Raw genomic sequence first — 22,520 nt, 5'->3', positions numbered from 1 at the left:
ATACGATGGGGGGCTCACTGGTTAGATCAGAGAATCTGCTTCGATCTCGCTTCGGATCCAGTTGGCAAAAGCCACTGCACCTGGTGTCTCTTCGGCCTGTGGCGAAAGCAAAAGGTAGTAGGCCTCGGGCATCACAGCACGATGCTCGAACGGGGCGATCAGTCGACCTTCGTTGATCAAACCACGAACGATCGTGTCATGCGCCAGGCACAACCCACCCCCAACCATCGCAACGGACAGGCTGACCATATAGGTGGTGGAATATGTGATTTGTGGGTTCGGCCAGTCCAAGCCCTGCTCTTCCGCCCAATTTCCCCAATTCGACAGCAGATTCGAGCAATCAAACAACGGCTGCTGATGCAGATTCTCCAGTGTGACGGGGTAGTCTGGCGCACAAACGGGATAATAGTGATCCGTTCGTAACAACTCCGTACGCACGGTGTCTGAGGGGCGCAGGGAATAGCGTATTTCGACAGCCGCCCCTTCTGCCATCTCCTGCGGCTCCCAAAGCTCGGTAAAAATATTGAGATGTACATCTGGGTGCTGGGCCCGAAAACCGGGCAAACGCGGTGCCAGCCAGTTGACGGCAAAGGTGATGTTACTTTGCACCTGAACCGCATTTTGCCGGGCGCCGGTTACCGCCTGTGTACCCCGTACCAGGGTTCTGAAAGCGTCGCGTACAACAGGCAGATAAGTGATACCTGCCTCGGTCAGTTCCAACGCGCGGGGGCGCCTTAAAAACAAGGGCTGACCAAGGTATCCCTCAAGCGATTTGATCTGCTGGCTTACCGCGCTCTGAGTCATGTTCAGATCACGGGCCGCACCCGTGAAAGACAGATGGCGCGCGGCCGCTTCAAAGGTACGTAGCCAACCCAGTGGAGGAAGCGGTTTCTGCATGCGCATAACTTTGCCATTAGTTTAGCTAATGGAATAGCTGCGTTTTTTTCGTTGGTCAAATTTCGATGCCGGATGCACGATCTACAAAGCATGAAACTCAAGCCCGCTGCCACAGGAGTTGCCAGATGAGCGTCACCAACCTGCGTCCAAATATCGACCACTGGTCCGAGCGTGTAGACATGGCCGCCGCATTCCGCTGGACTGAGCGGCTGAATATGCACGAAGGCGTTGCAAATCACTTCAGCCTTGCCGTGAACGACGATGGTACGCAATTCCTGATGAACCCCAATCAGATGTACTTTTCGCGTATTCGGGCCTCTGATCTGCTGTTTCTCGACGCGAAGGATCCCGATGTCATGAAGCAGCCCGGCGCGCCCGATCCCACGGCCTGGGGACTGCACGGCTCAATCCACCGCCATTGCCCGCATGCGCGTTGTGTCATGCATGTGCATTCGATCTTTGCAACCGTTCTGGCCTCGCTGGCCGACAGCAATCTGCCTCCGATCGATCAGAACACCGCCACGTTCTACAACCGTTACGTCGTGGACGAAGAGTTTGGTGGTCTGGCCTTTGAAAGCGAGGGTGAGCGTTGTGCATCAATGCTGTCCGATCCCAAGAAAAAGGTCATGATCATGGGCAACCATGGCGTTCTGGTCATCGGCAGCGACGTTGGAGATGCCTTTAACAGGCTCTACTATTTCGAACGCGCAGCCGAAACCTATATCCGTGCGCTTCAGACCGGACAGCCGATGCGCGTTTTGTCGGACGAAATCGCGGAAAAAACCGCGCAGGAGCTGGATGATTATCCCGGACAAGCCGAAGCACACCTGCGTGAGATTAAGGCCGTTCTGGATGCCGAAGGGTCAGACTACGCAAGCTGACCCCAGATCCGGTGTTTTTCAGTATTGAAGGGTACCCGCCATGTCGGACACCGCTCAGGACCCCGAAGTCGCCCGCTGGAACTATCGCCCTGATGGTCCGGTAGCTTTGAACCCTGTGTTCAGCTGGCCGCTGCGCCCTGCCGCGGTGCTGCAATGGTACAGCGGCGCGTGGCTGCAGCTGACATCCCTGACCCTGTGCATGGCCCTTGCAATCGCAGCCTATGTCTTTTTCCTGCCGCCACTGGAAACGATGCAGAGTTTTTCCCCCGGCTGGATGTTTCGGGTCTGGCTGCTGAACATGGTCCCCCAGATATTGGTGGCCGGAGGCCTGCATTGGTGGCTGTACATGCGCAAGGGGCAGGGCATGTACAAAAAGTTTGACCGACGTGACCTGATCCGTGGAAACGGTACCTTCACCTTCCGCAATCAGGTCTGGGACAACATCTGGTGGACCCTTGGCAGCGCGATGACTGTCGCAACCGTGTATCAGTGGGTGATCTATTGGGCGATGGCCAATGGCTGGGCGCCTGTAATCACCTGGACCGAGGCTCCGGTGTGGTTTGTGATCTGGATGTTCTTCATTCCAATGTGGTCGGGCCTGCACTTCTATTGGGTGCACCGTCTTGAACATCATCCAAAGCTGTACAAGCACGTCCACGCCGTACACCACCGTAACGTCAATACAGGTCCATGGTCCGGCATTTCCAACCACTGGTTCGAAAACATGCTGTACTTCACGACCTACTTCATACATCTGATCGTGGCTTCCAACCCGCTGCACCTGCTGTTTCACGCTTATTTTCAGCAGATTAGCCCGGTCCTGTCTCATTCCGGTTTTGAAAAACTGAAGGCAGGCGATACCGAAGCTGCACGCGCCGGAGACTTCTTTCACCAGCTTCACCACCGGTATTTCGAGTGCAACTACGGCACCTCCGAAATCCCATTCGACAAGTGGTTTGGCACCTATCACGACGGCTCAGCCGAAGCGACGGTGCGAACCCGGGCGTTCAAGAAACAGATGTACACCTGACCGGGTATATCGCCCCAAAATTCAGACAACACTTCGCAGAAGGAAGACACTGCCATGACTGACACGCGTCAGATGGAAGACATGAGTCGTGAGTGGAACTACCACCCCGAACTGCCGCTGGAGAATCCGTCGATCTTCCGATGGCCCCCCGAACCGGCTTTTCTGGGCAATTGGCTTGCCAAAAACTGGCTAACGCTGAGCGAACGCGTCTTGATGGTGCTGGCAGCAATCGCGCTGTGGGCGTTTTTCTATCCCTCGCTGGAGACTGCAAAGACCTTTGCGTTTGGATGGATATTCCAGATCTGGGTGGTGAATTTCGCGATGATTTTCCTCGTCGCTGGCGGTCTGCATTGGTATTTCTACATGCGTAAATCGCAGGGTAAAAAGCTAAAGTTCGAACGCCGCGAACAGGGTAAGAACAACAAGCTTTGGGATTTCAGCGATCAGGTGCTGGACAACATGTTCTGGTCTCTGGGGTCGGGCGTTCTGCAGCTGACCGGGTTTCAGGCCGTGACCATGTGGTTGATGGCCAACGGATATGCGCCGACCATCACCTTTGCTGAAAATCCGGTCTGGTTCATCCTTTGGCTGATCCTGCTGCCCATGTGGTCAGCCTTTCATTTCTACTGGGTGCACCGCCTGCTGCATCAGCCGTTCCTCTATAAAAAGGTCCACAGCCTGCATCACCGAAACGTCAATATCGGCCCTTGGTCAGGATTCTCGATGCACCCGGTCGAGCATTTCTTTTATCTCTCATCGCTGTGCATTCACTGGATCGTGCCGTCCCATCCGATCCACCTGTACTTCCACATCGTCTTTCAGGGACCGGGTGCAGCGATGACCCATACCGGCTACGAAGACTTGCTGATCAAGGACAAAAAGCGGTTAGCGCTGGGTACATTCTATCACCAGCTGCATCACCGGTATTACGAGTGCAACTACGGCAATCAGGAGATGCCATGGGATCGGTGGTTCGGTACTTTCCATGACGGATCACCCGAAGCCACGGCTGAAACACGCGCCCGGAAAAAGCGGATGTTTGGCTGAATGCCTGCATTCAGGACCGGGTTGTGCGAAGGGCGCGTGGCGTCACTCCGAACTCGGTCCTGAAGGCGCGGGTCAGCGCGCTGGGGTCCTCGTACCCGGCGCGCAAGGCAATTTCTCCGATGCTCAAGTCGGTCTCGGCCACCAGCTTGCGCGCCAGATTCAGGCGCAATCGGCGATAGACCTGCGCTGGCCCCGCGCCCAATTCGGTTTGCATCCGGACCGACAGGGCCTTTTGCGAACGACCCACCCGATGGGCGACTTCAGAAACGGGCAAAGGCGTCTCAAGATTCTCCTGCATCAGCGCCAGTGCCTTGTTGACATAACCGCTGGTCGCGCCTGCGCCTCCGGCATGAGACCGCGCTGAATCGCGCGTCATGAACAGTTGCGAGACCTCCAGGGCAAGCGCCTGCCCCTGATCCCGCCCAATCAGATGCAGAACCAGATCAAAGGCCGCCATCGCGCCGGAACAAGTAATGCGGTTTCGGTCGATGACATAGCGTTCGCGCCGCGCATCGACCTCGGGGAACCTCTCGGTGAACCCAGTCAGCTCCTCCCAGTGGATTGTTGCGCGATGCCCATCCAATAACCCGGCCAGGGCCAGCAGCCAGCTACCGGTATCGAGGCCCGCCAGAACCCTGAAACGCTGGTCAGCAGATCGCAGGCCCGAGAGGGTACGCCAACCCCCATGCGCACGAAACCCATAGGATGGCATCACCATCAGCATGTCGCCGCTGGCGGTCTGCAGGGTCCCATGCGGCGCAACCTGCAGCCCGGATGACGAGGTCACCGGTCCGGTATCCAACGCGAGGAACTGCCAGTCATACAATTTGCGCCCCGCCAATGTGTTTGCAGCCCGCAAAGGCTCGACCGAATTGGCCAGGCAATGGTTCGAGAATCCGTCGAACAGGAGGACTCCGATTTGCTGCGGTGCAGAGGGTGATTTAGTCCAATCTTGCATGATTAACATCTATTTTCGCACGTTTCAAATTTCAAGCCGCGTCAGGATATGCGCAACACCGGATTTGGAGACGCCCGATGCAATATGGATTGTCCGACGAACAGGAGATGATCGTCTCAACCGTTCGCAGCTTTGTCGAAAACGAAATCTACCCGCATGAGGAACTGGTCGAACGCACCGGTGAAGTGCCTCAGGAAATTGCAGACGAGATCAAACGCAAGACGATCGAGTTGGGATTCTATGCTTGTAACTTCCCCGAAAGCGTAGGCTGTGCCGGGCTGAACCATCTGGAGTTCGCTTTGGTTGAACGCGAGTTGGGTCGCGGGTCCATGGCTCTGAACCATTTCTTTGGTCGTCCGCAGAACATTCTGATGGCGTGTGAGGGTGATCAGGTCGAGCGTTACCTCATGCCGGCCGTACGTGGTGAAAAGATGGATGCGCTGGCGATGACCGAGCCCGGTGCCGGGTCGGATGTGCGCGGTATGAAATGCGCGGCCGTCCGGGACGGAGGTGACTGGGTCGTTAATGGCACCAAGCACTTCATCTCGGGCGCAGAGCACGCTGATTTCATCATCGTCTTCATCGCGACCGGAGAAGATCAGACACCAAAAGGCCCAAAAAAGCGGATCACGGCGTTTCTGGTTGATCGGGGAACTCCGGGTTTCACCATCCGGGACGGGTATAAGTCTGTCAGCCATCGCGGCTACAAGAACATGGTGCTGGATTTCGACGATTGCCGTCTGCCGGACAGCCAGGTTCTGGGTGAGGTCGATGGCGGCTTCGATGTGATGAACACATGGCTTTATGCAACCCGCATCACGGTTGCTGCCATGTCCGTAGGGCGCGCGCGTCGTGCCTTCGATTACGCGCTGGATTACTCTGCTACACGCGAGCAATTCGGCCAGAAAATCGGCAAATTTCAGGGCGTGTCCTTCCAGATCGCGGATATGATAACCGAGATCGACGCGGCCGACCTGTTGACACTGGCAGCTGCGGATCGGCTGGACAAAGGCCTGCCCGCTAACCGCGAAATCGCTTCGGCCAAGCTCTATGCCTCCGAGATGCTGGCGCGCGTCACCGATGCCGCCATTCAGATCCACGGTGGTATGGGCCTGATGGATGACTACCCACTTGAGCGGTTCTGGCGAGACGCGCGGGTTGAGCGCATTTGGGACGGCACCAGCGAAATCCAACGGCACATCATCAGCCGCGATCTGCTGCGTGCATTGGGTGCGTAATGGCGACGCTGATGAGGATCACCTGATGAAGGCACTCAAACGTGTGCTGACACCTGCGTCGCTGGCCGTTATCGGCGGCGGCGCGTGGTGCGCCGAGGTTATTCGTCAGGCTAGAAAACTTGGATATTCGGGGCAAATCTGGCCCGTACACCCCAAGGCTGACCAAGTTGCAGGCGAGGCGGTCTACAAATCCATCGAGGATCTGCCTCAGGCACCGGATGTTGCGTTCATCGGCATCAATCGGCACGCGACGATCGAAACCGTAAAGGTCCTCTCGACACTGGGTGCCGGGGGGGCTGTTTGCTTTGCATCGGGCTTTACCGAGGCCCGGGCCGAAGATGATCAGGGGGCTGATCTGCAAGAACAACTGGTGGCCGCGGCAGGCGATATGCCAATCCTCGGCCCGAACTGCTATGGCTTTGTCAATGCGCTGGACAACGTGGCCATCTGGCCGGACCAGCATGGAATGCGACCGGTTGAGCGTGGCGTGGCGATCCTTACCCAAAGCTCGAATATTGCAATCAACATGACCATGCAGCGTCGTGCATTGCCGTTGGCGTTCATGCTGACCTGCGGAAATCAGGCGCAGACCCATCAGGCGGATATCGCCGCAGCCCTGCTGGATGATGACCGGATCACCGCAATCGGAGTTCATATCGAGGGCTTTGGTGACCTGCGAAAGTGGGAGGCACTGGCAGCCAAAGCGCGCGATCGGGGGGTTCGCATCATCGCGTTAAAGATGGGGCGGTCCTCACATGCGCAGGCCGCAACAATTTCCCACACCGCGTCTTTGGCAGGTGGTGATGCAGGGGCGCAGGCCTTTCTGGATCGATTGGGGATTGCCCGTTTGAATGACATCCCCAGCTTCCTGGAAACGCTGAAACTGCTGCACATCACCGGTGAGCTTGATGGAAACGGGTTGGGCATGATCAGCTGCTCGGGCGGTGAAGCAAGTCTTGCCGCTGATATGGCCGAAGACAGGGATCTGCGATTCCCCGCACTGACGGATACTCAGCGTGCTAATCTGCGTGACGCGCTGGGGCCGATGGTGGCGCTTGCGAACCCGCTCGACTATCACACCTACATCTGGCGCGACACGGACGCGATGACCCGCGCGTGGAAAAGCCTGGTCGGGCAGGATATCGCCATGACCATGGCGGTGGTCGACTATCCGCACACAGACGCAACAGACTGGGAATGTGCAACGCAGGCAGCGCTCAACTGCGTCGCAGAAACCGGGCGACCCTTTGCCGTAACGGCTACTCTACCGGAACTGATGCCCGAAGATGTTGCGCGACGCCTCCGTGATGGTGGTGTCGTGCCATTCGCGGGATTGCACGAAGCGCTTGCCGCATCCGAGGCCGCAGCACCCAGATCTCATGAGGTCGCAGATCCAGTCCTGCTGCCCTCTGATACCAACGCCGACCAAATCCTGACCGAGGCCGAAGCAAAGGATGCTTTGGCCGAGTTTGGGATGCCGGTGCCAAAACGTGTTGTCGCCTGCCCGCAAGATGCTGGCCAGGCTGTGCATGGTCTGAATGGTCCGTTTGCGGTTAAGGGCGTCGGCCTTGCGCATAAATCCGAGCACGGTGCCGTACGACTTGGTATCGAGGCAGAGGAAATCGATGCTACAGCTCTGGATATCGGAACGCCTGAGATTCTGATCGAGGAAATGGCCACGGGTGGCGTGGCTGAGCTTCTGGTCGGGGTAACACGCGATCCGGCACATGGATATGTTCTGACATTGGGTGCAGGTGGCATCCTGACCGAGATATTGCGGGATACCGTATCGTTGCTGATTCCGGCATCCCGCGAGGCGGTCAGGACTGCGCTGGGCCAATTGGCATGTGCACCGCTATTGGCCGGGTACAGGGGCAAATCCGCCGCCAATATCGTTGCAACGTTGGATGCTGTCGAGGCTGTGCAAAGCTATGTCATTGCCAATGCGACAACTGTCGACGAAGTTGAAGTGAATCCGTTGATCTGCTCTGCCGACGGGGCGGTAGCGGTTGATGCCCTGATCCGAAAGGCAAGCTCATGAACCCGATCAAAACCCGCCGTGACGGCGCCATACTGGAAGTGACTCTGGACCGGCCAAAGGCAAATGCCATCGATCTGGCGACCAGTCGTATCATGGGTGATGTTTTTCGCGACTTTCGCGACGATCCCGATCTGCGGGTGGCGATCCTGACCGGTGGCGGAGAGAAGTTCTTTTGCCCTGGCTGGGATCTGAAGGCTGCTGCAGACGGGGATGCAGTTGACGGAGATTACGGTGTTGGCGGCTTCGGCGGCCTGCAGGAACTGCGAGACATGAACAAACCGGTGATTGCAGCCGTCAATGGGATTGCCTGTGGCGGCGGCCTCGAGCTGGCACTGAGCGCCGATATGATCGTTGCCGCAGATCATGCCAGCTTTGCCCTGCCCGAAATACGTTCCGGTACTGTGGCTGACGCAGCCAGCGTGAAACTGCCCAAGCGCATCCCCTATCACATTGCGATGGAGCTGTTGCTGACCGGGCGCTGGTTTGATGCAGACGAGGCGCATCGCTGGGGTCTGGTCAACGAAATCGTTCCGGCAGATCAACTGCTCGACCGGGCATGGGAACTGGCGCGCCTGTTGGCGAGCGGCCCACCGCTGGTCTATGCCGCAATCAAAGAGATCGTGCGCGACGCAGAAGATTCAAAGTTTCAGGACTCGATGAACCGGATCACCAAACGACAATTGCAGACGGTCGACGTCCTCTACGGATCAGAAGACAGTCTGGAAGGCGCCCGCGCCTTTGCAGAAAAGCGCGATCCGGTTTGGAAAGGGCGTTAATCAGGATTTCTCGAACAGGGCGATCAGCGCAAGGTCGTCCTTGTTCGGGCCAGCGGCCAGATCCCCGTAGATGCGCACCGTGGGCAGCACCAGGTTTTCAATCTGATCTTTTTGCAGTTGCTGCAACGCATCTGCAAAACCCAGCGCTTCATAGTGTCGGGCATTGATCGACAGGGCAAACTGTGCCCCCGGCCGCGCAATGCGAAGCAGGGCGGGCAGCGCTTCGGGACCAAGATGGCCATGCGTGAAAGTCCCCGATGACACGATGCCCGAATAGCTGTCTCGTAGCACCGGGATGCCGTGGTTTAGATCAGCTTCGATCGCGTCACGATAGATATCCTTGCGCATCGCTTCATCCAGCATCTCGGCACTGATATCGGTGGCATCAATTGGCCCAACCCCAAGCCCGGCCAGAACCGCACCGCAAAGCCCGGTGCCGGCACCAACGTCCAGAACAGGTCCTTGCCCCCCGGCGCTGACAAATGCCCGCGCGGTATGGATATGCAGTTGATAATCCTCAAGCGCGGCGAACCCTTCATCATAGTCGCCAGCCCATTCAGCATAGAGACGTTTGCTGTCTTCGGATGTTTTCAGCGCATAAGCCGCGTGCAGGTCGGGTGTCTTGTTGCTCATACCCCAATGAAGGCGCAACAGGGGATTCGAATCAAGTGCGTCCATCCAGCCCTTGCATCCCGGACCGCGCCCTATCATCAAGGGAAGTATGACTAATACACTTCTCTCTTTCGGACATGGGTACTCTGCCCGGGTAATGTCCCGTCGACTGGCCCCAAAAGGCTGGCAGATCATCGGAACCACGCGCAACGCCGATCAGGCCGGCTCTATTCGTGAATCCGGGGCCAATCCAATAGTTTGGCCGGGAGAGAGACCATCGCTGGATGGGGTGACGCACCTGCTGGTTTCAACCGCTCCGACCTCAGCAGGTGATCCGGTGCTTGCCGAATTGCGCGAAGAAATCACGGCGCGGGCTGATCAGTTTAGCTGGGTGGGATACTTATCCACGACCGCAATTTACGGCGATCATGAAGGCGCCTGGGTGGATGAATGCACCCCGCCCGCGCCCACCGCCGAACGCGGTCGCTGGCGGTTACGAGCCGAGGAAGAATGGGCTGCCATTCCCGGCCTGCCCCTGCACATCTTTCGACTTGCCGGAATCTATGGCCCGGGGCGGGGTCCGTTCTCCAAATTGAAACGCGGTGGGCTGCGCCGGATCATCAAGCAGGGTCAGGTGTTTTCCCGCATTCATGTAGACGACATCGCCCAGGTGTTGGAAGCGTCCATGCTGCATCCCAAACCCGGTGAGATTTACAACGTTTGCGATGATGAACCCGTACCGCCACAAGACGTGATTGGGTATGCAGCCGAACTGCAAGGCCTGCCACTGCCACCTGCGGTTCCCTTTGAAGAGGCTGAACTGACGCCAATGGCGCGCAGCTTTTATAATGAAAACAAACGCGTCCGAAACGACAAGATCAAAAACGAACTCGGGGTCAGGCTGCTGTACCCGAACTATCGTGTCGGGCTGGAAGCGCTTATGGAAAGCGATGGTCTCACCTGAGACCGAGAGATCAATGCCCGGTTGTTCGCATGTTCAGCCCGGAACACTGAAACTTCCTGCTCCGGGTTGATACATTCAAACTCGAGATACCCTGTCAGGCTGGTTTCTCTGCCTCGGCCTGAACCGGTTCCGCGTCCATTTCGATCACGTCATCAGCCTGCGGTTCTTCGAGTTCCTCAACTTCAACAGTCTCGGGTTTGTCCTCGAGCGCTCCGACAATCAGCGGCAGCATATGCACGCCAGTCGCCGTCGCGATCTCAGGCGTTTGAGGTGTCTGCCAGCTCAGCGTGTCAAAGCTATGGCAGTTCTGGCAAACCGGCGCCCATTCAGGCTGGATGTCATGACAATTGTCGCACACCCACTGTGGCCCGCGTGGAGCATTCAGTGCCTTGGCCAACCATCCCTGAACAACGGCATCGCTGGCGCCTTCACCACGCTCGATTGCGGCCATCAGCGTATAGGCGCGGGCATCAGCCTGCTTTTCAACCACATCGCCCAGCGCACGGCGCGCCTCGGGGAAGTCTTCAGCGACGATATTCAGCTCGGCCAGAATAAGGCGCGTTTCCATGTTTTCGGGATGGACTCGCGTGAGCGCCGTAAAGCGTTTGATCCGTTCTTCTGGCGTTTCATCCGGCGCTATTTCGGCAAAGACATGCGCCAGATCGGGATGCGGCTGCACCTCCCACGCTTTTTTCAGAATCTTGGTCGCGGCCCGTGGTTTGCCCTTTTCGATATAGGCCCGCGCAGCCATTGCTGCCGCTGGTACCAGATCGGGTGAAAGGCGGTTTGCTTCGATCGCATATTCCTGCTGTTCGACACTTGCAGTGTCGTCCAGAATGTCCTTGGCTTCGGACAAGGCCAGCACCGCATCGCGACGCTTATAGACGTCCCGTGGCAGATGACCTGATTTCAGCTTGGCGGTCAGCGTCGAACGAGCCCCTGCCCAATCCTGAGCTTTGGTCTGCAGGTTCAGCAGCACATCCTGCGTTTCCTGATGGCGGGGCTTCAGCTCCAGCGCCTTTTCAGCCAGCTTTCGAGCCGTTTCATCATCACCTTCGGCCAGTTTTTGCTTCATGATGCCGCGCACGCCGACAAAACGGGTAGCGTTATTTGTGACCAGCTTCTTGTAGGTATCTGACGCTTTCTTGGTATCGCCGGTCATTTCCGCAGCTTGAGCCACCAGCAGGTTGGTCAGTTCGGGTTTGTTGAGCAACTTCTCAGCCTTGCTCGCCTTGGTCAGGGCTACACGCCCTTCGCCCGACGCAAGTGCCATCAAACCATCGGACAAAGCCTGGTACCCACGCTGCTCACGGCTGCGATCGAAATAGCGCGACAATGCAGTCTCATCCCCATTGAGGAACTTGAGCGTCGCGATCAACAGGCCGAGCAATTTGAAGAACAGCCACACTGCAAACACCAGAACGCCCAGCGCGATGACCGACTGCAAGGGGCCAAGCGTGTATTCCGTACCTGCAACAGTGATCTGAACACCACCGCTTGTCTCCATAAGGTAACCTGCGCCCATGGCCAGCAGGCCGATAATCGCAACAAAAACAAGGATCTTAAACAATGACCACAGCATGGCAGGTCCTTCAGTTCGAGTTTACGCTTGAGGCAAGCGCATTTGCGGCATCCACCGCTGACAGCCGGGTTTGGGCCACCTGTTCCCAATCCGCCATCGCCGATTGCGCAGATTCTGGCAACGATTTGAGTTCGGTCAGCGCCTTGGACAAATCCCCGGCAGCCAACGCAGCCTGAGCGCGCGACAGGATTGCGTCCGGATCGTCACCTTCCTGCGGTGTTACTGAGCGTGCGCCTGTCTGGCGCTGAAGGAACGCGACAAACCCTGTGCTTTTGTCTGCATCACGCGCATCGGCCAGGGCAGCACGCGCTGCAGGCGCAAATGATGCGTTCAGCTCTGCAATCGTGGCCACACCCTTGTCTGCCGGACCGGATAAAGCGTCTGGCACGGTTACACCGCCAGCCTGCAACTCGGTAATCAGATCGTCATAGCGCAAACCAGAATCGAGCTGTCCCTGCAGGCGAGACAGTGTGGCTGTGTTCGTCGCAGCCTTGGCGTCTGCTGCCGCTTTAGCCTCCAGCGCCTGCGCATCCGAGACCATTTTTTCGACCTCGGCGCGCTGTGCAGCGAGAGAGTCCTGAAGCTTTTTCAACTCCGCCTCAAAAGCAGCAGAAGCTTCTGGTGACACGCTTTGGGTCAGCGCACCGCTTTCCAGATCATTGAGACGGGTTGTTAGTGGATCAACTTTGCTCGTCAGACCGTCTAAACCAGATTTTACAGCATCCAGCTCCGCAGTAATTGGCGAAATCTGATCTGTCAGCGCGGCGATCTTTTTGTCCATCTCTGTAGTATCGGACACAGATTTCGTCAGAGCCTCTATCTGGCTGGATTGATCATTGATCTTCGATTCCAGGGCCGTGATCGCATCAGATTGGCCCGACCCGAATATTCCCGCATTCCCCGCTGCAAACCCGATAGCCGCAGCAACCGCGCCGCCAATCAGGGCCGGAACAAATCCGCCGCGCTTTTCTTGCGACTGAACAACCGGTTCTTCCCGAGTCTGCTCCACGGCCATTTCGGCTTCGGCTTCGGCTTCGGCTTCGGCTTCGGCTTCGGCTTCGGCTTCGGCTTCGGCTTCGGCTTCGGCTTCGGCTTCGAAAATTACCTCTTCTTCCGAGGCCGTGGGGTCAATGGATTCTTCCTGAGTTTCTGCGCCAGATTCGGCAGCGGTATCCTCTACCACCTCTTCCGATTTGGGGTCCTCTATCGGTTCCTGATCGGATTTCTTCTTACCAGCCACCGTCGTATTCCCCTTATCGATTCCAAAATCACCTGAACTACTGACGTTTCCAAGTTAATCTGCGCCCGGCTCACCCTCAACCCGCATCGCATGTTTCACAAGCTTTTTAACGGCTTTCCGCATTTTCTTGGGTGTCGGCTCTTTTGCAATTCTCAATCGCTCATAGCCCAAGGATTTAAGGGGTTCTGCCGTCGCTTCGCTAATTGCGGCAATCCACAAAGGGGCTGATCCGGTCCAGACGTCGGCAAATTGTCGCGCGGTACGCGGCGAAAAGATCGGCACGATTATGGGTGAGGAACCGCTGGCTGCCTTGCTTGCTTCTTCCGTCAATGGCAGCAGGCGCTGCTGATAAACCGGCTGTTCAAGCGTGGTCAGACCCAGTTCGGTCAGGCGTTCAGCTATGTTCCCGCGGCTGTGCTCGCCCCGCAGATGCAGCAAGGGGCTTTCGGGGCGAAGCTGTAATAGGGCGGCGACAAGTTCCTCGGCCGTTCCACCAACCATCTGGGCCTGCCAGCCAGCCCCTTTGGCTGTACCCGTGGTCGCTGAACCTACGCAAAAGGCTGGCAAACGTTGATCAACACCCATGGAAGCTGCTGCATTCACAGCGTTGGCTGAGGTAAAAATCAGGCCCCGGACACCAGTGGTCACCACCTGAACCGGCAGAGGGCGAATATCCAATAATGGGGAATGGATGATCGTGACCCGCGATCTTGTGCGTGTCGGCAGCTGCGCAACGAACCTCTCTGAGGCGGCGCGAGGGCGGGTCATCAACAAATACAACGGTCGGCGCCTTCGGCCTTGAGGATTGTTTGCATCCGCGCAGGGTGATACCCCGCTTGGCAATCATGATGCAACGGATCAGGCCCATGGTGCAAACACTTACCGTCCTTGGATTGGAAAGCAGCTGTGATGACACAGCCGCCGCAGTTGTGCGCCAGACAGAGGGGTCGCAGGCCGAAATTCTGTCGTCGGTCGTACACGGCCAGACCGAGTTGCACAGCGCCTTCGGCGGTGTCGTACCTGAAATCGCCGCACGCGCGCACGCCGAAAAGCTGGACGTCTGTGTTGTTCAGGCTTTGGAAGCCGCAGATATGGATCTGAAAGACCTGGACGCCATCGCCGTGACAGCCGGGCCGGGATTGATCGGCGGGGTCATGTCTGGGGTCATGTGCGCTAAGGGATTGAGTGCTGCAACCGGGCTACCGCTGATCGGGGTTAACCATCTTGCCGGGCATGCACTGACACCGCGCCTGACTGATGGAATCGCGTTTCCCTACCTCATGCTTCTGGTTTCGGGTGGTCATTGCCAATATCTGATTGCCCATGGCCCAGAGAAATTCACCCGTCTGGGCGGCACCATTGATGATGCCCCCGGCGAAGCCTTCGATAAAACTGCGCGCCTTCTGGGATTGCCGCAACCCGGCGGGCCATCGGTCGAGGCCGAAGCGCGATCCGGTGACCCAAAGCGGTTCCGTTTTCCTCGCCCCTTGCTGGATCGGCCCGGATGCGATCTGTCCTTCTCGGGGCTGAAAACTGCACTCATGCGAATGCGGGATCAGATTGTCGCCGAAAAGGGCGGCCTGACTCGACAGGATCGCGCCGATCTGTGTGCCGGATTTCAGCAGGCCGTAGTAGACACGCTGGCGGAAAAAACCCGCCGAGCAATTGCCCTCTACCTTGAAGAAAACCCATCCGACCCGGTCATAGCAGTCGCCGGAGGCGTTGCAGCCAATGCAGCTATTCGATCCGCGTTAGAGACTGTTTGTGCAGATTTGGGCGCTCGGTTCACTGCGCCACCGTTGAACCTTTGCACCGACAACGCCGCCATGATCGCCTATGCGGGTATGGAACGTTTCAGAACCGGGGCACCAGACGGTCTGGATCTAACTGCACGTCCCCGGTGGCCATTGGATAAAACCAGCCCCGCCATGCTTGGCAGCGGCAAGAAAGGCGCAAAGGCATGAGCGTTTCGGTTCTGGGTTCCGGCGCTTTCGGTACCGCATTAGCAATATCCTTGGCAGGCAAAGGGCCGGTCACCCTTTGGGCCCGCGATGCTGATCACGCACAGCGCATGCAAGAGACGCGTGAAAACTCAGGACGCTTGCCGGGTGTCGCGTTATCACCTCAAATCTCTGTAACCGCTGACATCACAAAAGCAGTTGAGGCAGATACGCTGTTGCTGGCGGTGCCTATGCAAAAGCTACGTGCGGCATTATCCGAGCACGCAGATGCTCTGGCCGGTAAGACACTGGTCGCCTGCTGCAAAGGTATCGAATTGTCTTCGGGCTTGGGACCAATCTCGGTTATCACACAGACGATTCCCGATACACGCCCGGCGTTGCTCACCGGGCCCAGCTTTGCCGATGACATTGCGCGCGGACTGCCAACGGCCCTTACCCTCGCCTGTGGCGATGCAGAACTGGGACAAACCCTGCAAGAGGAGCTGACCACCGCCAATCTGCGCCTTTATCGAACGACCGATACGATCGGGGCCGAACTGGGTGGCGCGCTTAAGAATGTCATGGCCATCGGCTGCGGTGCCTGTATCGGAGCCGGTCTAGGCGACAGCGCTCGTGCAGCTTTGATGACCCGTGGTTTTGCCGAAATGCAGCGCTTTGCTGCCAGACGTGGCGCACGTGCCGACACTCTGATGGGTTTGTCAGGCCTTGGTGATCTGGTCCTGACCTGCTCGTCAGAACTGTCACGGAACTATCGTTTTGGCCTCTCGCTGGGGCGTCACGAAAACTTTGACGCCAGCACCACAGTCGAAGGCGTTGCCACCGCCCGCGCCATGTCAGATATCGCGAGATCGGAAGAGCTGGATATGCCCATCAGCACAACGGTGGCGGAACTCAGCCACGGCACATACAGTGTGACCGAGGCGATTCAATCACTGCTCAATCGCCCACTTAAGGAGGAATAACATGCTGATCGCCCTGATCGCCCGTGACAAGGACGGTGCCCTGCAGACCCGTCTGGACAACCGCGCCGCACATTTGGCCTATATCGAAGAGACCGGTGTCGTCTCGCAGGCCGGGCCGTTGCTGGATGGTGAAAACATGATCGGTTCGCTGATTATTCTCGATGTCGAGGATATGGCGACAGCGCAGGAATGGGCGGCAAATGATCCGTATGCGTTGGCTGGTCTGTTCTCTTCCGTCGAACTGATCCCCTGGAAAAGAGTTATAGGCTGATGGCGTATTGGTTATTCAAATCCGAACCCTCGACCTGGAGCTGGGACCAGCAGGTTGCCAAAGGTGAAGTTGGCGAAGAATGGGATGGTGTGCGCAACTATCAGGCGCGCAATTTCATGCGGGATATGAAAATTGGTGACCGTGGGTTCTTTTATCATTCGCAGAAAGACAAGGCGATCGTCGGAATCGTCGAGGTCTGTGCCGAGGCCCATCCCGACAGCACAACTGATGACGAACGCTGGGAATGCGTTGATATCAAGGCGATTCGGCCTTTCACCACTGCTGTGACACTGGATCAGATCAAGGCGGACGAACGTTTAGGAGAGATGGTTCTGGTTAAGAACTCGCGCCTGTCAGTGCAGCCCGTCAGCGAAGCAGAATGGTCGGTGATCTGTGATCTTGGTCAGACTCGCGCTGACTAAAATCACATCCCTCAATCATGCTCGACAAGCACCTCAACCGCCTTTTGCTTAATCACGCAACCATCAGTGGAGATGGCAGTGACCTTGCCTTTGACTGATGGACCAAACCCAAGCGGTGAATGTTCGTGGTCCCTGGGTGTGACGAACATGTTGATTGTTTGCGGAGCAGGCCCCTGAGGCACGCGCCCGGTTGGTGGCGGCACTGCATCTGCAGTGGATCCTTCAGTCGCGATCCAAGAAAAACCTGTATACAGCCATTGATTGCCGGCACCGCCTGAATTGATCGTGAATTGATGCGTCAATGTGCGGCCTGCCTCGTGAAACAAGGTCCCATTGATCGTATTGGCCGTGATATTGATGATCTGATTGCTGGGTATAAAGAACAGGTGCTCGTCTACATTGTCCTGGTTTGAGGATTCGACGACGATGTTGCTGGAATCCAATTCCAGCGTTTCCCCGAACAATCCGCAACTTCCAACAGGAAATGGCCCGAAAGAAATAACTGCAGATTCCCCCGGATTCAGGGCCGGTCCACTTTGGGCAAGCTGGATGATCGTATGTGTCGCCGGATCACCTGGACGCCAGCCAACGCTGGTGACATTGCGCTGAAACACCCATTGAACCACCGTTTCCGTGATCAGATAGCCCGCAGGCACGGGGCTGCTGCCCGCATTGGTGATTTCGTGAGAGATTGTTATCGCAGTTGTTCCGCGCGGCAGGATGTCGACAGGACCATTGATCCCAAATCCATCCACCTCAATCTCGGTTGACCCAGGCACATATACCTTGGGTTCGACCCAAACCAGATTGGCGCAGGAGGCGAACAGGAAGACGGCAACAGGAAACAGTACAGTTGGCTTTTTCAACATAACACGGCCCCTCGTCATGGTTGAAAGCCGTATTATGTTAACACTTATCGGTCAGAACCCAAAATTCGACCGGTTTCGCTCATCCACTCAAGAACCATAGATGCAATCTGGTCAGAGTTGTCATCCATCATCATCGCGTGGGTATTTCCGGTAATTCCCGAGGCTGGCAGGTCGAGAATTTTAGCCGCACACCCCTCGGCTTGCAGTTGATCGACATACCCATTGGTTGCACTGCGATAGACCTTCCAGATCGCAAACTCCTCGACATTGTCACCCCAGATGAACAAATGCGGCACCTGCGCGGCCCGACCTGTTACGGGTGGCACAGAGGCCGGTTCAATAATCACAACGCCTCTGAAGAACTCCGGATGGGTCGCGACTGCCTCGAGCGCGAGATTTCCACCCTGGCTATGCGCAATCAACCAAACCGGACCAACCTGCTGCAAGGCCTGATAATAGGCGTCGAGCGTAATGTCCGCATGAGTGACCCAGCGCGGCACGAACTGCGCCCCAAACGTATCCAGATCACTCATCGGAAACCTGACCCCGTCAAATGGATGCTGTTCAGCCACTTCAGGCGCGTAGGTATCGGCAGGTCCAAACCGAAACATGTTCCAGACGTCGTTCAGAGTGCGAAAGACAGGCCCTTCCTTGTAGATCTGGGGATAGGGTGACCAGCTCGCCCGACCACGTTCGACAGCATCACAGATAAAGGTATCGAACCCGGCGTTCAGGAAATAGCTATGCCAGCCGGGCCGTCCATCGGGCGTCGTCTCCCACATTGCGCCTGTCATGCCGCCCCCGTGCCAGAACATCAGGGGGGCATCAAAGGCGGGTGCAACCTGTCGCAGATACTGAACATAACATTGCCCGGTAATGTAGTCGCCGTTCATGTCGACCGTTCGAGCAGGGGCATTTCGGGCCACCTGTACTTGCTGTACCGGCTGGTCCGTCAGGGTCACCCGGCGGCCACCCGCAAAAAAACTGCCGATCTCTTTGATCCGCACGCCGGGATTTTCTTCGGAAGAGCAGTTCATGGATGGCATCAATGCCTCGCGAACAGTGAAGAAGATGAACCCAGCCTATCGAGCGACAGTCTTGATATCAAATGAGCTTTTTGAAACTTCGGGAGGGCCTGAACGATACAGAACCCTCCCTACCCCGCGTGCTCCCTACTCACCACACGCGTATGGAATATTCTGGTTCTGACCATCCTGGTCGTAAGGTGACATTACCCGGTATCCGTCAGTTGGATCAAACACCGAGTTCTTAAATTATGTCTCAAATGCAAAACGCCCGCTGGTTTCCCAACGGGCGTAAGAAAAAGTCAAAGGCAGCGTTAGCTGTAGACAGCCTCTTTGCCGAAATGCTTGGTCAGCATGTAGTAGACGACAGCGCGGTATTTGTTCCGCTCGGACATGCCATAGGTTTCCATGGCTTTGTTGATCGCTTCCATCAGCTCGGGACCATCAGACAGGCCCAGTTTTTTGATCAGGAAGTTGTTCTTGACCGTTTCCAACTCGCTATCCTGGCTGGCTGCGACGGTTTCGGCATCCGCGTCATAGATTGCAGGACCGCACCCGATGGTGACCTTGGTCAACAGGTCCATATCAGGTTCCATACCGCACTTGTTTTTCAGGTCTTCGGCATATTTGGCGATCAGTTCGTCGCGTTTTCCCATAGTCGTCTCCTGGTTCAGGTTTATTTATGGCCATTCCAGCACCGCCAATACGGTAACGGCCACAAGAATTTGCACAAAGGGAAAAATCAGCGGCATTCCCCCTAAGCAGTTCCTGACCCTACAGCAGGCTTGATTTCGCCTCCCCCTTTATTTAACTTATATGTTAAATTATAGGACAAGGAGATTACCATGCCCGTTTCGCTGCCCAATGAAAGCCCCGAGTACAGAACCGCACGCAACAGGTTGCTATCCGCCGAAGCCGAACTGCGCGCCAAAGTGGAAGAAGTAGCCAGCCTGCGACGCGGGCTACCCAATGGCGGGGCGGTTCCGCAGGATTATGCCTTCCGGTCAGATCGTGGAGCACCAACACCTTTGTCGGCCTTGTTCGGATCACATGACACCTTGGCAATCTACTCACTTATGTATGGACCCGACGCGCAGGCACCCTGCCCGATGTGTTCAGCCTTTCTGGACGGGCTGAATGGACAGGTCCCACATATCTCCCAGAAAATTGCGTTTGCTGTCGTGGCACAAAACACCTGTGAGAAGCTGGCTGAGCTGAAGGCGACTATGGGTTGGAACGATCTGCCGCTTTATTCCGCGCTGGGCACGGATTATCAGCGCGACTATCTGGCCGAAGCCGAGGACGGAAGCCAACTGCCGATCCTGAACGTCTTTCAGCGCAATCAGAACGGTATCAACCATTTCTGGAGTTCCGAACTGTTCTTTGAGCCCAGCGACTGGCATCCGCGGCATGTGGATGCAGCATGGCCTTTGTGGAACATTCTGGATTTTACACCGCACGGCCGGGGAGATTTCTTTCCGTCTCTACGCTGACGGCCTGCCAAGCGAACTTAGCGGCAATAGCCCCAGCCTGGACCCTGCAGGTGAAAGTGATCGGCGTGCAAGTGATTGAAATCCGGGCCCAGAACCACCCGAAACCAGTCACATGCGCCGCGCCAGATCTGGCGCAAAAATGCACCCTCAGGACCCGCCGCCTGCCAGTCTGACAGCAATGTCAGACTGCGCCCGTCGTCAAGTCGCACACCAACGATGTCTATGGCATCGGCCTTTGCATGGCTGCTCCAGGCGCTGGTCTCGCCCTGCGCGGTGCGCATCTGGCGGCAGTTATAGCTGCCGACGTGCCGCAGTTGGTTGACCCGCGTTCCCAGATGTTCTTGCGCGGCGGGCTGGACCACATGATATTCCCACATCGTCAGGCGCAGAGCCGTCGTGCAACTCGTTTCAACGGCGTTCACACCTGATGTAGTCAGCCTAGACAGCAAACCTCGGCCCGGAATGCCGCAATATTCGCTTTCTATCAGATCATTCATCTCTGCAAAGGAAACACCGGCCTCTGCCAGCGTTGCGCGGCACTGCGACTCATCAGCAAGCGCGCGATTAAGCTGAAACCGGGTGATCGGAGTGACTGGTGCGGTCACTTTCAATTCACGCAACGGGTTCCAATGCGACGGTACGGGTGTTTCAGGATGCGCCAGCAGCAACCAGCCGCCGCCTCCGAACAGGATGACCACAACGGCGACCCTGAAAGCAAAAGACGCCGCCGATAACAGAAATCGGCGGCGTCCGGATTGCTTGCTCATGCGTCTTTCGCACTTAGTAGCGGTAGTGTTCCGGCTTGTACGGACCTTCCGGCTTCACGCCGATATAGGCCGCTTGCTCGTTGTCCATCTTGGTCAGCTTGACGCCGATGCGATCCAGGTGCAGACGCGCAACTTTCTCATCCAGGTGCTTAGGCAGAATGTAGACGTCATTTTTGTACTCGTCACCTTTGGTGAACAGTTCGATCTGCGCCAGAACCTGGTTGGTGAACGAGGCCGACATCACGAAGGATGGGTGACCGGTCGCGTTGCCAAGGTTCAGCAGACGGCCTTCGGACAGCAGGATGATGCGGTTGCCCGAGGGCATCTCGATCATGTCCACCTGTTCCTTGATGTTGGTCCACTTATGGTTCTTCAGGCTGGCCACCTGAATTTCGTTGTCGAAGTGACCAATGTTGCCAACGATGGCCATATCCTTCATCTCGCGCATATGCTCGATGCGGATCACGTCCTTGTTGCCGGTGGTGGTGATGAACACATCCGCCGTGGCAACCTCGTCTTCCAGCAGAGTGACTTCAAAGCCGTCCATCGCAGCCTGCAGGGCGCAGATCGGGTCAACTTCGGTCACTTTCACACGGGCGCCTGCGCCTGCCAGCGAAGCAGCCGAGCCTTTGCCCACGTCGCCATAACCGCAGACCACGGCAACCTTACCGGCCAGCATGGTGTCGGTGGCGCGGCGGATACCGTCGACCAGCGATTCCTTACAGCCGTATTTGTTGTCGAATTTCGACTTGGTGACGCTGTCGTTCACGTTGATCGCCGGGAACGGCAGGTGGCCTTCTTTCACCAGCTGATACAGACGGTTCACGCCGGTAGTGGTTTCCTCGGACACGCCCTTGATCTGATCACGCATCTTGGTGAACCAGCCAGGGCTTGCCGCCATACGCTTGGCGATCTGCTTCTTGATCACCTCTTCCTCTTCCGAACCCGGAACAGGGATGATGTCTTCACCCGCTTCGGCACGTGCGCCCAGCAGGATGTACAGAGTGGCGTCGCCGCCATCGTCCAGGATCATGTTCGGGCCTTCGTCGAACAGGAACGATTTGTCTAGGTAGTCCCAGTGCTCTTCCAGTGTCTGGCCCTTGATGGCGAAGACGGGGATACCTGCTTCGGCAATCGCGGCGGCGGCGTGATCCTGGGTCGAGAAGATGTTGCACGACGCCCAGCGCACGTCAGCGCCCAGCGCAACCAGCGTTTCGATCAGAACGGCTGTCTGGATAGTCATGTGCAGCGAGCCGACAATGCGCGCACCCTTGAGGGGCTTGCTTTCCCCGTACTCGGCGCGCAGCGACATCAGTCCCGGCATTTCTGTTTCGGCAATATCCAGTTCTTTGCGGCCGAATCCGGCCAACGAAATGTCCTTAACGATATAGTCCCCGGCCATCAGATGCTCCATTCCGGTAAATTTCGATCCGGGGTGCCACTAGCATCACTTTATGCAAGTGGCAACGGAGATAGGCGGAAAC

Annotated in this window: 23 protein-coding genes; 12 read left to right on the top strand and 11 right to left on the bottom strand. The window is 57.0% G+C overall.

Annotation, left to right across the window (positions count from 1 at the left end; genetic code table 11):
- Nucleotides 1–21: 21 nt before the first annotated feature.
- Nucleotides 22–897 (bottom strand): LysR family transcriptional regulator, encoded by an 876-nt coding sequence (locus GOX61_RS17745; RefSeq protein ID WP_170335862.1) that lies wholly within the window; start codon nt 895–897, stop codon nt 22–24.
- A gap of 125 nt (nt 898–1,022) precedes the next feature.
- On the opposite strand from GOX61_RS17745, the gene GOX61_RS17740 reads away from it, so the two are divergent.
- Genes GOX61_RS17740 through GOX61_RS17730 form a run of 3 tightly spaced genes read left to right on the top strand, consistent with a single transcriptional unit; the run spans nt 1,023 to nt 3,855 of the window.
- On the top strand, nt 1,023–1,778 hold the full coding sequence (locus tag GOX61_RS17740; protein ID WP_155143076.1) for a class II aldolase and adducin N-terminal domain-containing protein: 756 nt from the start codon (nt 1,023–1,025) through the stop codon (nt 1,776–1,778).
- A gap of 40 nt (nt 1,779–1,818) precedes the next feature.
- Complete coding sequence (locus GOX61_RS17735; RefSeq protein WP_170335859.1) at nt 1,819–2,808, top strand: sterol desaturase family protein; 990 nt, start codon at nt 1,819–1,821, stop codon at nt 2,806–2,808.
- 54 nt (nt 2,809–2,862) lie between these two features.
- The gene (locus GOX61_RS17730; protein ID WP_254436911.1) at nt 2,863–3,855 is read left to right on the top strand and encodes a sterol desaturase family protein; all 993 of its coding nucleotides are present in this window, start codon (nt 2,863–2,865) and stop codon (nt 3,853–3,855) included.
- A 10-nt stretch (nt 3,856–3,865) separates the two neighbouring features.
- Here GOX61_RS17730 and GOX61_RS17725 read toward each other — a convergent pair whose 3' ends face one another.
- Nucleotides 3,866–4,813 (bottom strand): GlxA family transcriptional regulator, encoded by a 948-nt coding sequence (locus GOX61_RS17725; RefSeq protein WP_170335858.1) that lies wholly within the window; start codon nt 4,811–4,813, stop codon nt 3,866–3,868.
- Nucleotides 4,814–4,890: 77 nt separating this feature from the next.
- On the opposite strand from GOX61_RS17725, the gene GOX61_RS17720 reads away from it, so the two are divergent.
- Genes GOX61_RS17720 through GOX61_RS17710 form a run of 3 tightly spaced genes read left to right on the top strand, consistent with a single transcriptional unit; the run spans nt 4,891 to nt 8,868 of the window.
- On the top strand, nt 4,891–6,051 hold the full coding sequence (locus tag GOX61_RS17720) for an acyl-CoA dehydrogenase family protein (RefSeq protein WP_170335855.1): 1,161 nt from the start codon (nt 4,891–4,893) through the stop codon (nt 6,049–6,051).
- 25 nt (nt 6,052–6,076) lie between these two features.
- Complete coding sequence (locus GOX61_RS17715) at nt 6,077–8,092, top strand: acetate--CoA ligase family protein (RefSeq protein WP_170335853.1); 2,016 nt, start codon at nt 6,077–6,079, stop codon at nt 8,090–8,092.
- Nucleotides 8,089–8,868 carry a carnitinyl-CoA dehydratase gene (locus tag GOX61_RS17710; protein WP_170335851.1) on the top strand — a complete coding sequence of 260 codons (780 nt, stop codon included), beginning with the start codon at nt 8,089–8,091 and terminating at the stop codon, nt 8,866–8,868. Before GOX61_RS17715 ends, GOX61_RS17710 begins: the two co-directional genes overlap by 4 nt.
- Here the strand turns inward: GOX61_RS17710 and GOX61_RS17705 are convergent, their stop codons facing one another.
- A complete protein-coding gene (locus GOX61_RS17705; protein WP_170335849.1) occupies nt 8,869–9,501 on the bottom strand; it encodes a class I SAM-dependent DNA methyltransferase in 633 nt (210 codons plus the stop codon).
- Between the two features lie 88 nt (nt 9,502–9,589).
- Between GOX61_RS17705 and GOX61_RS17700 the strand changes: the two genes are divergently transcribed.
- Nucleotides 9,590–10,444, top strand: coding sequence for an SDR family oxidoreductase (locus GOX61_RS17700; protein ID WP_170335847.1), 855 nt, complete (start codon nt 9,590–9,592; stop codon nt 10,442–10,444).
- A gap of 94 nt (nt 10,445–10,538) precedes the next feature.
- On the opposite strand, the gene GOX61_RS17695 is transcribed toward GOX61_RS17700, so the two are convergent.
- Genes GOX61_RS17695 through GOX61_RS17685 form a run of 3 tightly spaced genes read right to left on the bottom strand, consistent with a single transcriptional unit; the run spans nt 10,539 to nt 14,034 of the window.
- Entirely contained in the window at nt 10,539–12,026 is a 1,488-nt protein-coding gene (locus tag GOX61_RS17695) for a heme biosynthesis protein HemY (protein ID WP_170335844.1), read from the bottom strand.
- 10 nt (nt 12,027–12,036) lie between these two features.
- The gene (locus GOX61_RS17690; protein ID WP_170335842.1) at nt 12,037–13,266 is read right to left on the bottom strand and encodes a COG4223 family protein; all 1,230 of its coding nucleotides are present in this window, start codon (nt 13,264–13,266) and stop codon (nt 12,037–12,039) included.
- 54 nt (nt 13,267–13,320) lie between these two features.
- Nucleotides 13,321–14,034 (bottom strand): uroporphyrinogen-III synthase, encoded by a 714-nt coding sequence (locus GOX61_RS17685; RefSeq protein ID WP_170335841.1) that lies wholly within the window; start codon nt 14,032–14,034, stop codon nt 13,321–13,323.
- A gap of 98 nt (nt 14,035–14,132) precedes the next feature.
- Between GOX61_RS17685 and tsaD the strand changes: the two genes are divergently transcribed.
- Genes tsaD through GOX61_RS17665 form a run of 4 tightly spaced genes read left to right on the top strand, consistent with a single transcriptional unit; the run spans nt 14,133 to nt 16,882 of the window.
- Complete coding sequence (gene tsaD / locus GOX61_RS17680) at nt 14,133–15,230, top strand: tRNA (adenosine(37)-N6)-threonylcarbamoyltransferase complex transferase subunit TsaD (RefSeq protein WP_170335839.1); 1,098 nt, start codon at nt 14,133–14,135, stop codon at nt 15,228–15,230.
- On the top strand, nt 15,227–16,189 hold the full coding sequence (locus GOX61_RS17675) for an NAD(P)H-dependent glycerol-3-phosphate dehydrogenase (protein ID WP_170335837.1): 963 nt from the start codon (nt 15,227–15,229) through the stop codon (nt 16,187–16,189). The genes tsaD and GOX61_RS17675 overlap by 4 nt, the downstream gene beginning before the upstream one ends.
- A gap of 1 nt (nt 16,190) precedes the next feature.
- Complete coding sequence (locus GOX61_RS17670) at nt 16,191–16,460, top strand: YciI family protein (protein WP_170335835.1); 270 nt, start codon at nt 16,191–16,193, stop codon at nt 16,458–16,460.
- Nucleotides 16,460–16,882, top strand: coding sequence for an EVE domain-containing protein (locus tag GOX61_RS17665; RefSeq protein WP_170335833.1), 423 nt, complete (start codon nt 16,460–16,462; stop codon nt 16,880–16,882). Before GOX61_RS17670 ends, GOX61_RS17665 begins: the two co-directional genes overlap by 1 nt.
- A gap of 11 nt (nt 16,883–16,893) precedes the next feature.
- Here GOX61_RS17665 and GOX61_RS17660 read toward each other — a convergent pair whose 3' ends face one another.
- From GOX61_RS17660 to GOX61_RS17650, 3 genes are all read right to left on the bottom strand, one after another.
- The gene (locus tag GOX61_RS17660) at nt 16,894–17,751 is read right to left on the bottom strand and encodes a hypothetical protein (RefSeq protein WP_217353907.1); all 858 of its coding nucleotides are present in this window, start codon (nt 17,749–17,751) and stop codon (nt 16,894–16,896) included.
- Between the two features lie 44 nt (nt 17,752–17,795).
- Complete coding sequence (locus GOX61_RS17655; RefSeq protein WP_217353906.1) at nt 17,796–18,797, bottom strand: alpha/beta fold hydrolase; 1,002 nt, start codon at nt 18,795–18,797, stop codon at nt 17,796–17,798.
- A 293-nt stretch (nt 18,798–19,090) separates the two neighbouring features.
- The gene (locus GOX61_RS17650) at nt 19,091–19,432 is read right to left on the bottom strand and encodes a DUF2853 family protein (RefSeq protein ID WP_155139733.1); all 342 of its coding nucleotides are present in this window, start codon (nt 19,430–19,432) and stop codon (nt 19,091–19,093) included.
- Nucleotides 19,433–19,621: 189 nt separating this feature from the next.
- On the opposite strand from GOX61_RS17650, the gene GOX61_RS17645 reads away from it, so the two are divergent.
- Complete coding sequence (locus GOX61_RS17645) at nt 19,622–20,269, top strand: DUF899 family protein (protein WP_170335829.1); 648 nt, start codon at nt 19,622–19,624, stop codon at nt 20,267–20,269.
- 17 nt (nt 20,270–20,286) lie between these two features.
- Here the strand turns inward: GOX61_RS17645 and GOX61_RS17640 are convergent, their stop codons facing one another.
- Nucleotides 20,287–21,036, bottom strand: a complete 750-nt coding sequence (locus GOX61_RS17640) for an extensin-like domain-containing protein (protein ID WP_170335827.1) — start codon at nt 21,034–21,036, stop codon at nt 20,287–20,289.
- 13 nt (nt 21,037–21,049) lie between these two features.
- Nucleotides 21,050–22,438: an adenosylhomocysteinase gene (gene ahcY, locus GOX61_RS17635; RefSeq protein WP_155139739.1), complete on the bottom strand. Its 1,389-nt coding sequence runs from the start codon at nt 22,436–22,438 to the stop codon at nt 21,050–21,052.
- Nucleotides 22,439–22,520 lie beyond the last annotated feature (82 nt).

Origin of the sequence: Ruegeria arenilitoris, assembly GCF_013030265.1 — a bacterium.
GTDB lineage: Bacteria > Pseudomonadota > Alphaproteobacteria > Rhodobacterales > Rhodobacteraceae > Ruegeria > Ruegeria arenilitoris_E.
This window is presented reverse-complemented; position numbering and strand designations above follow the sequence as displayed.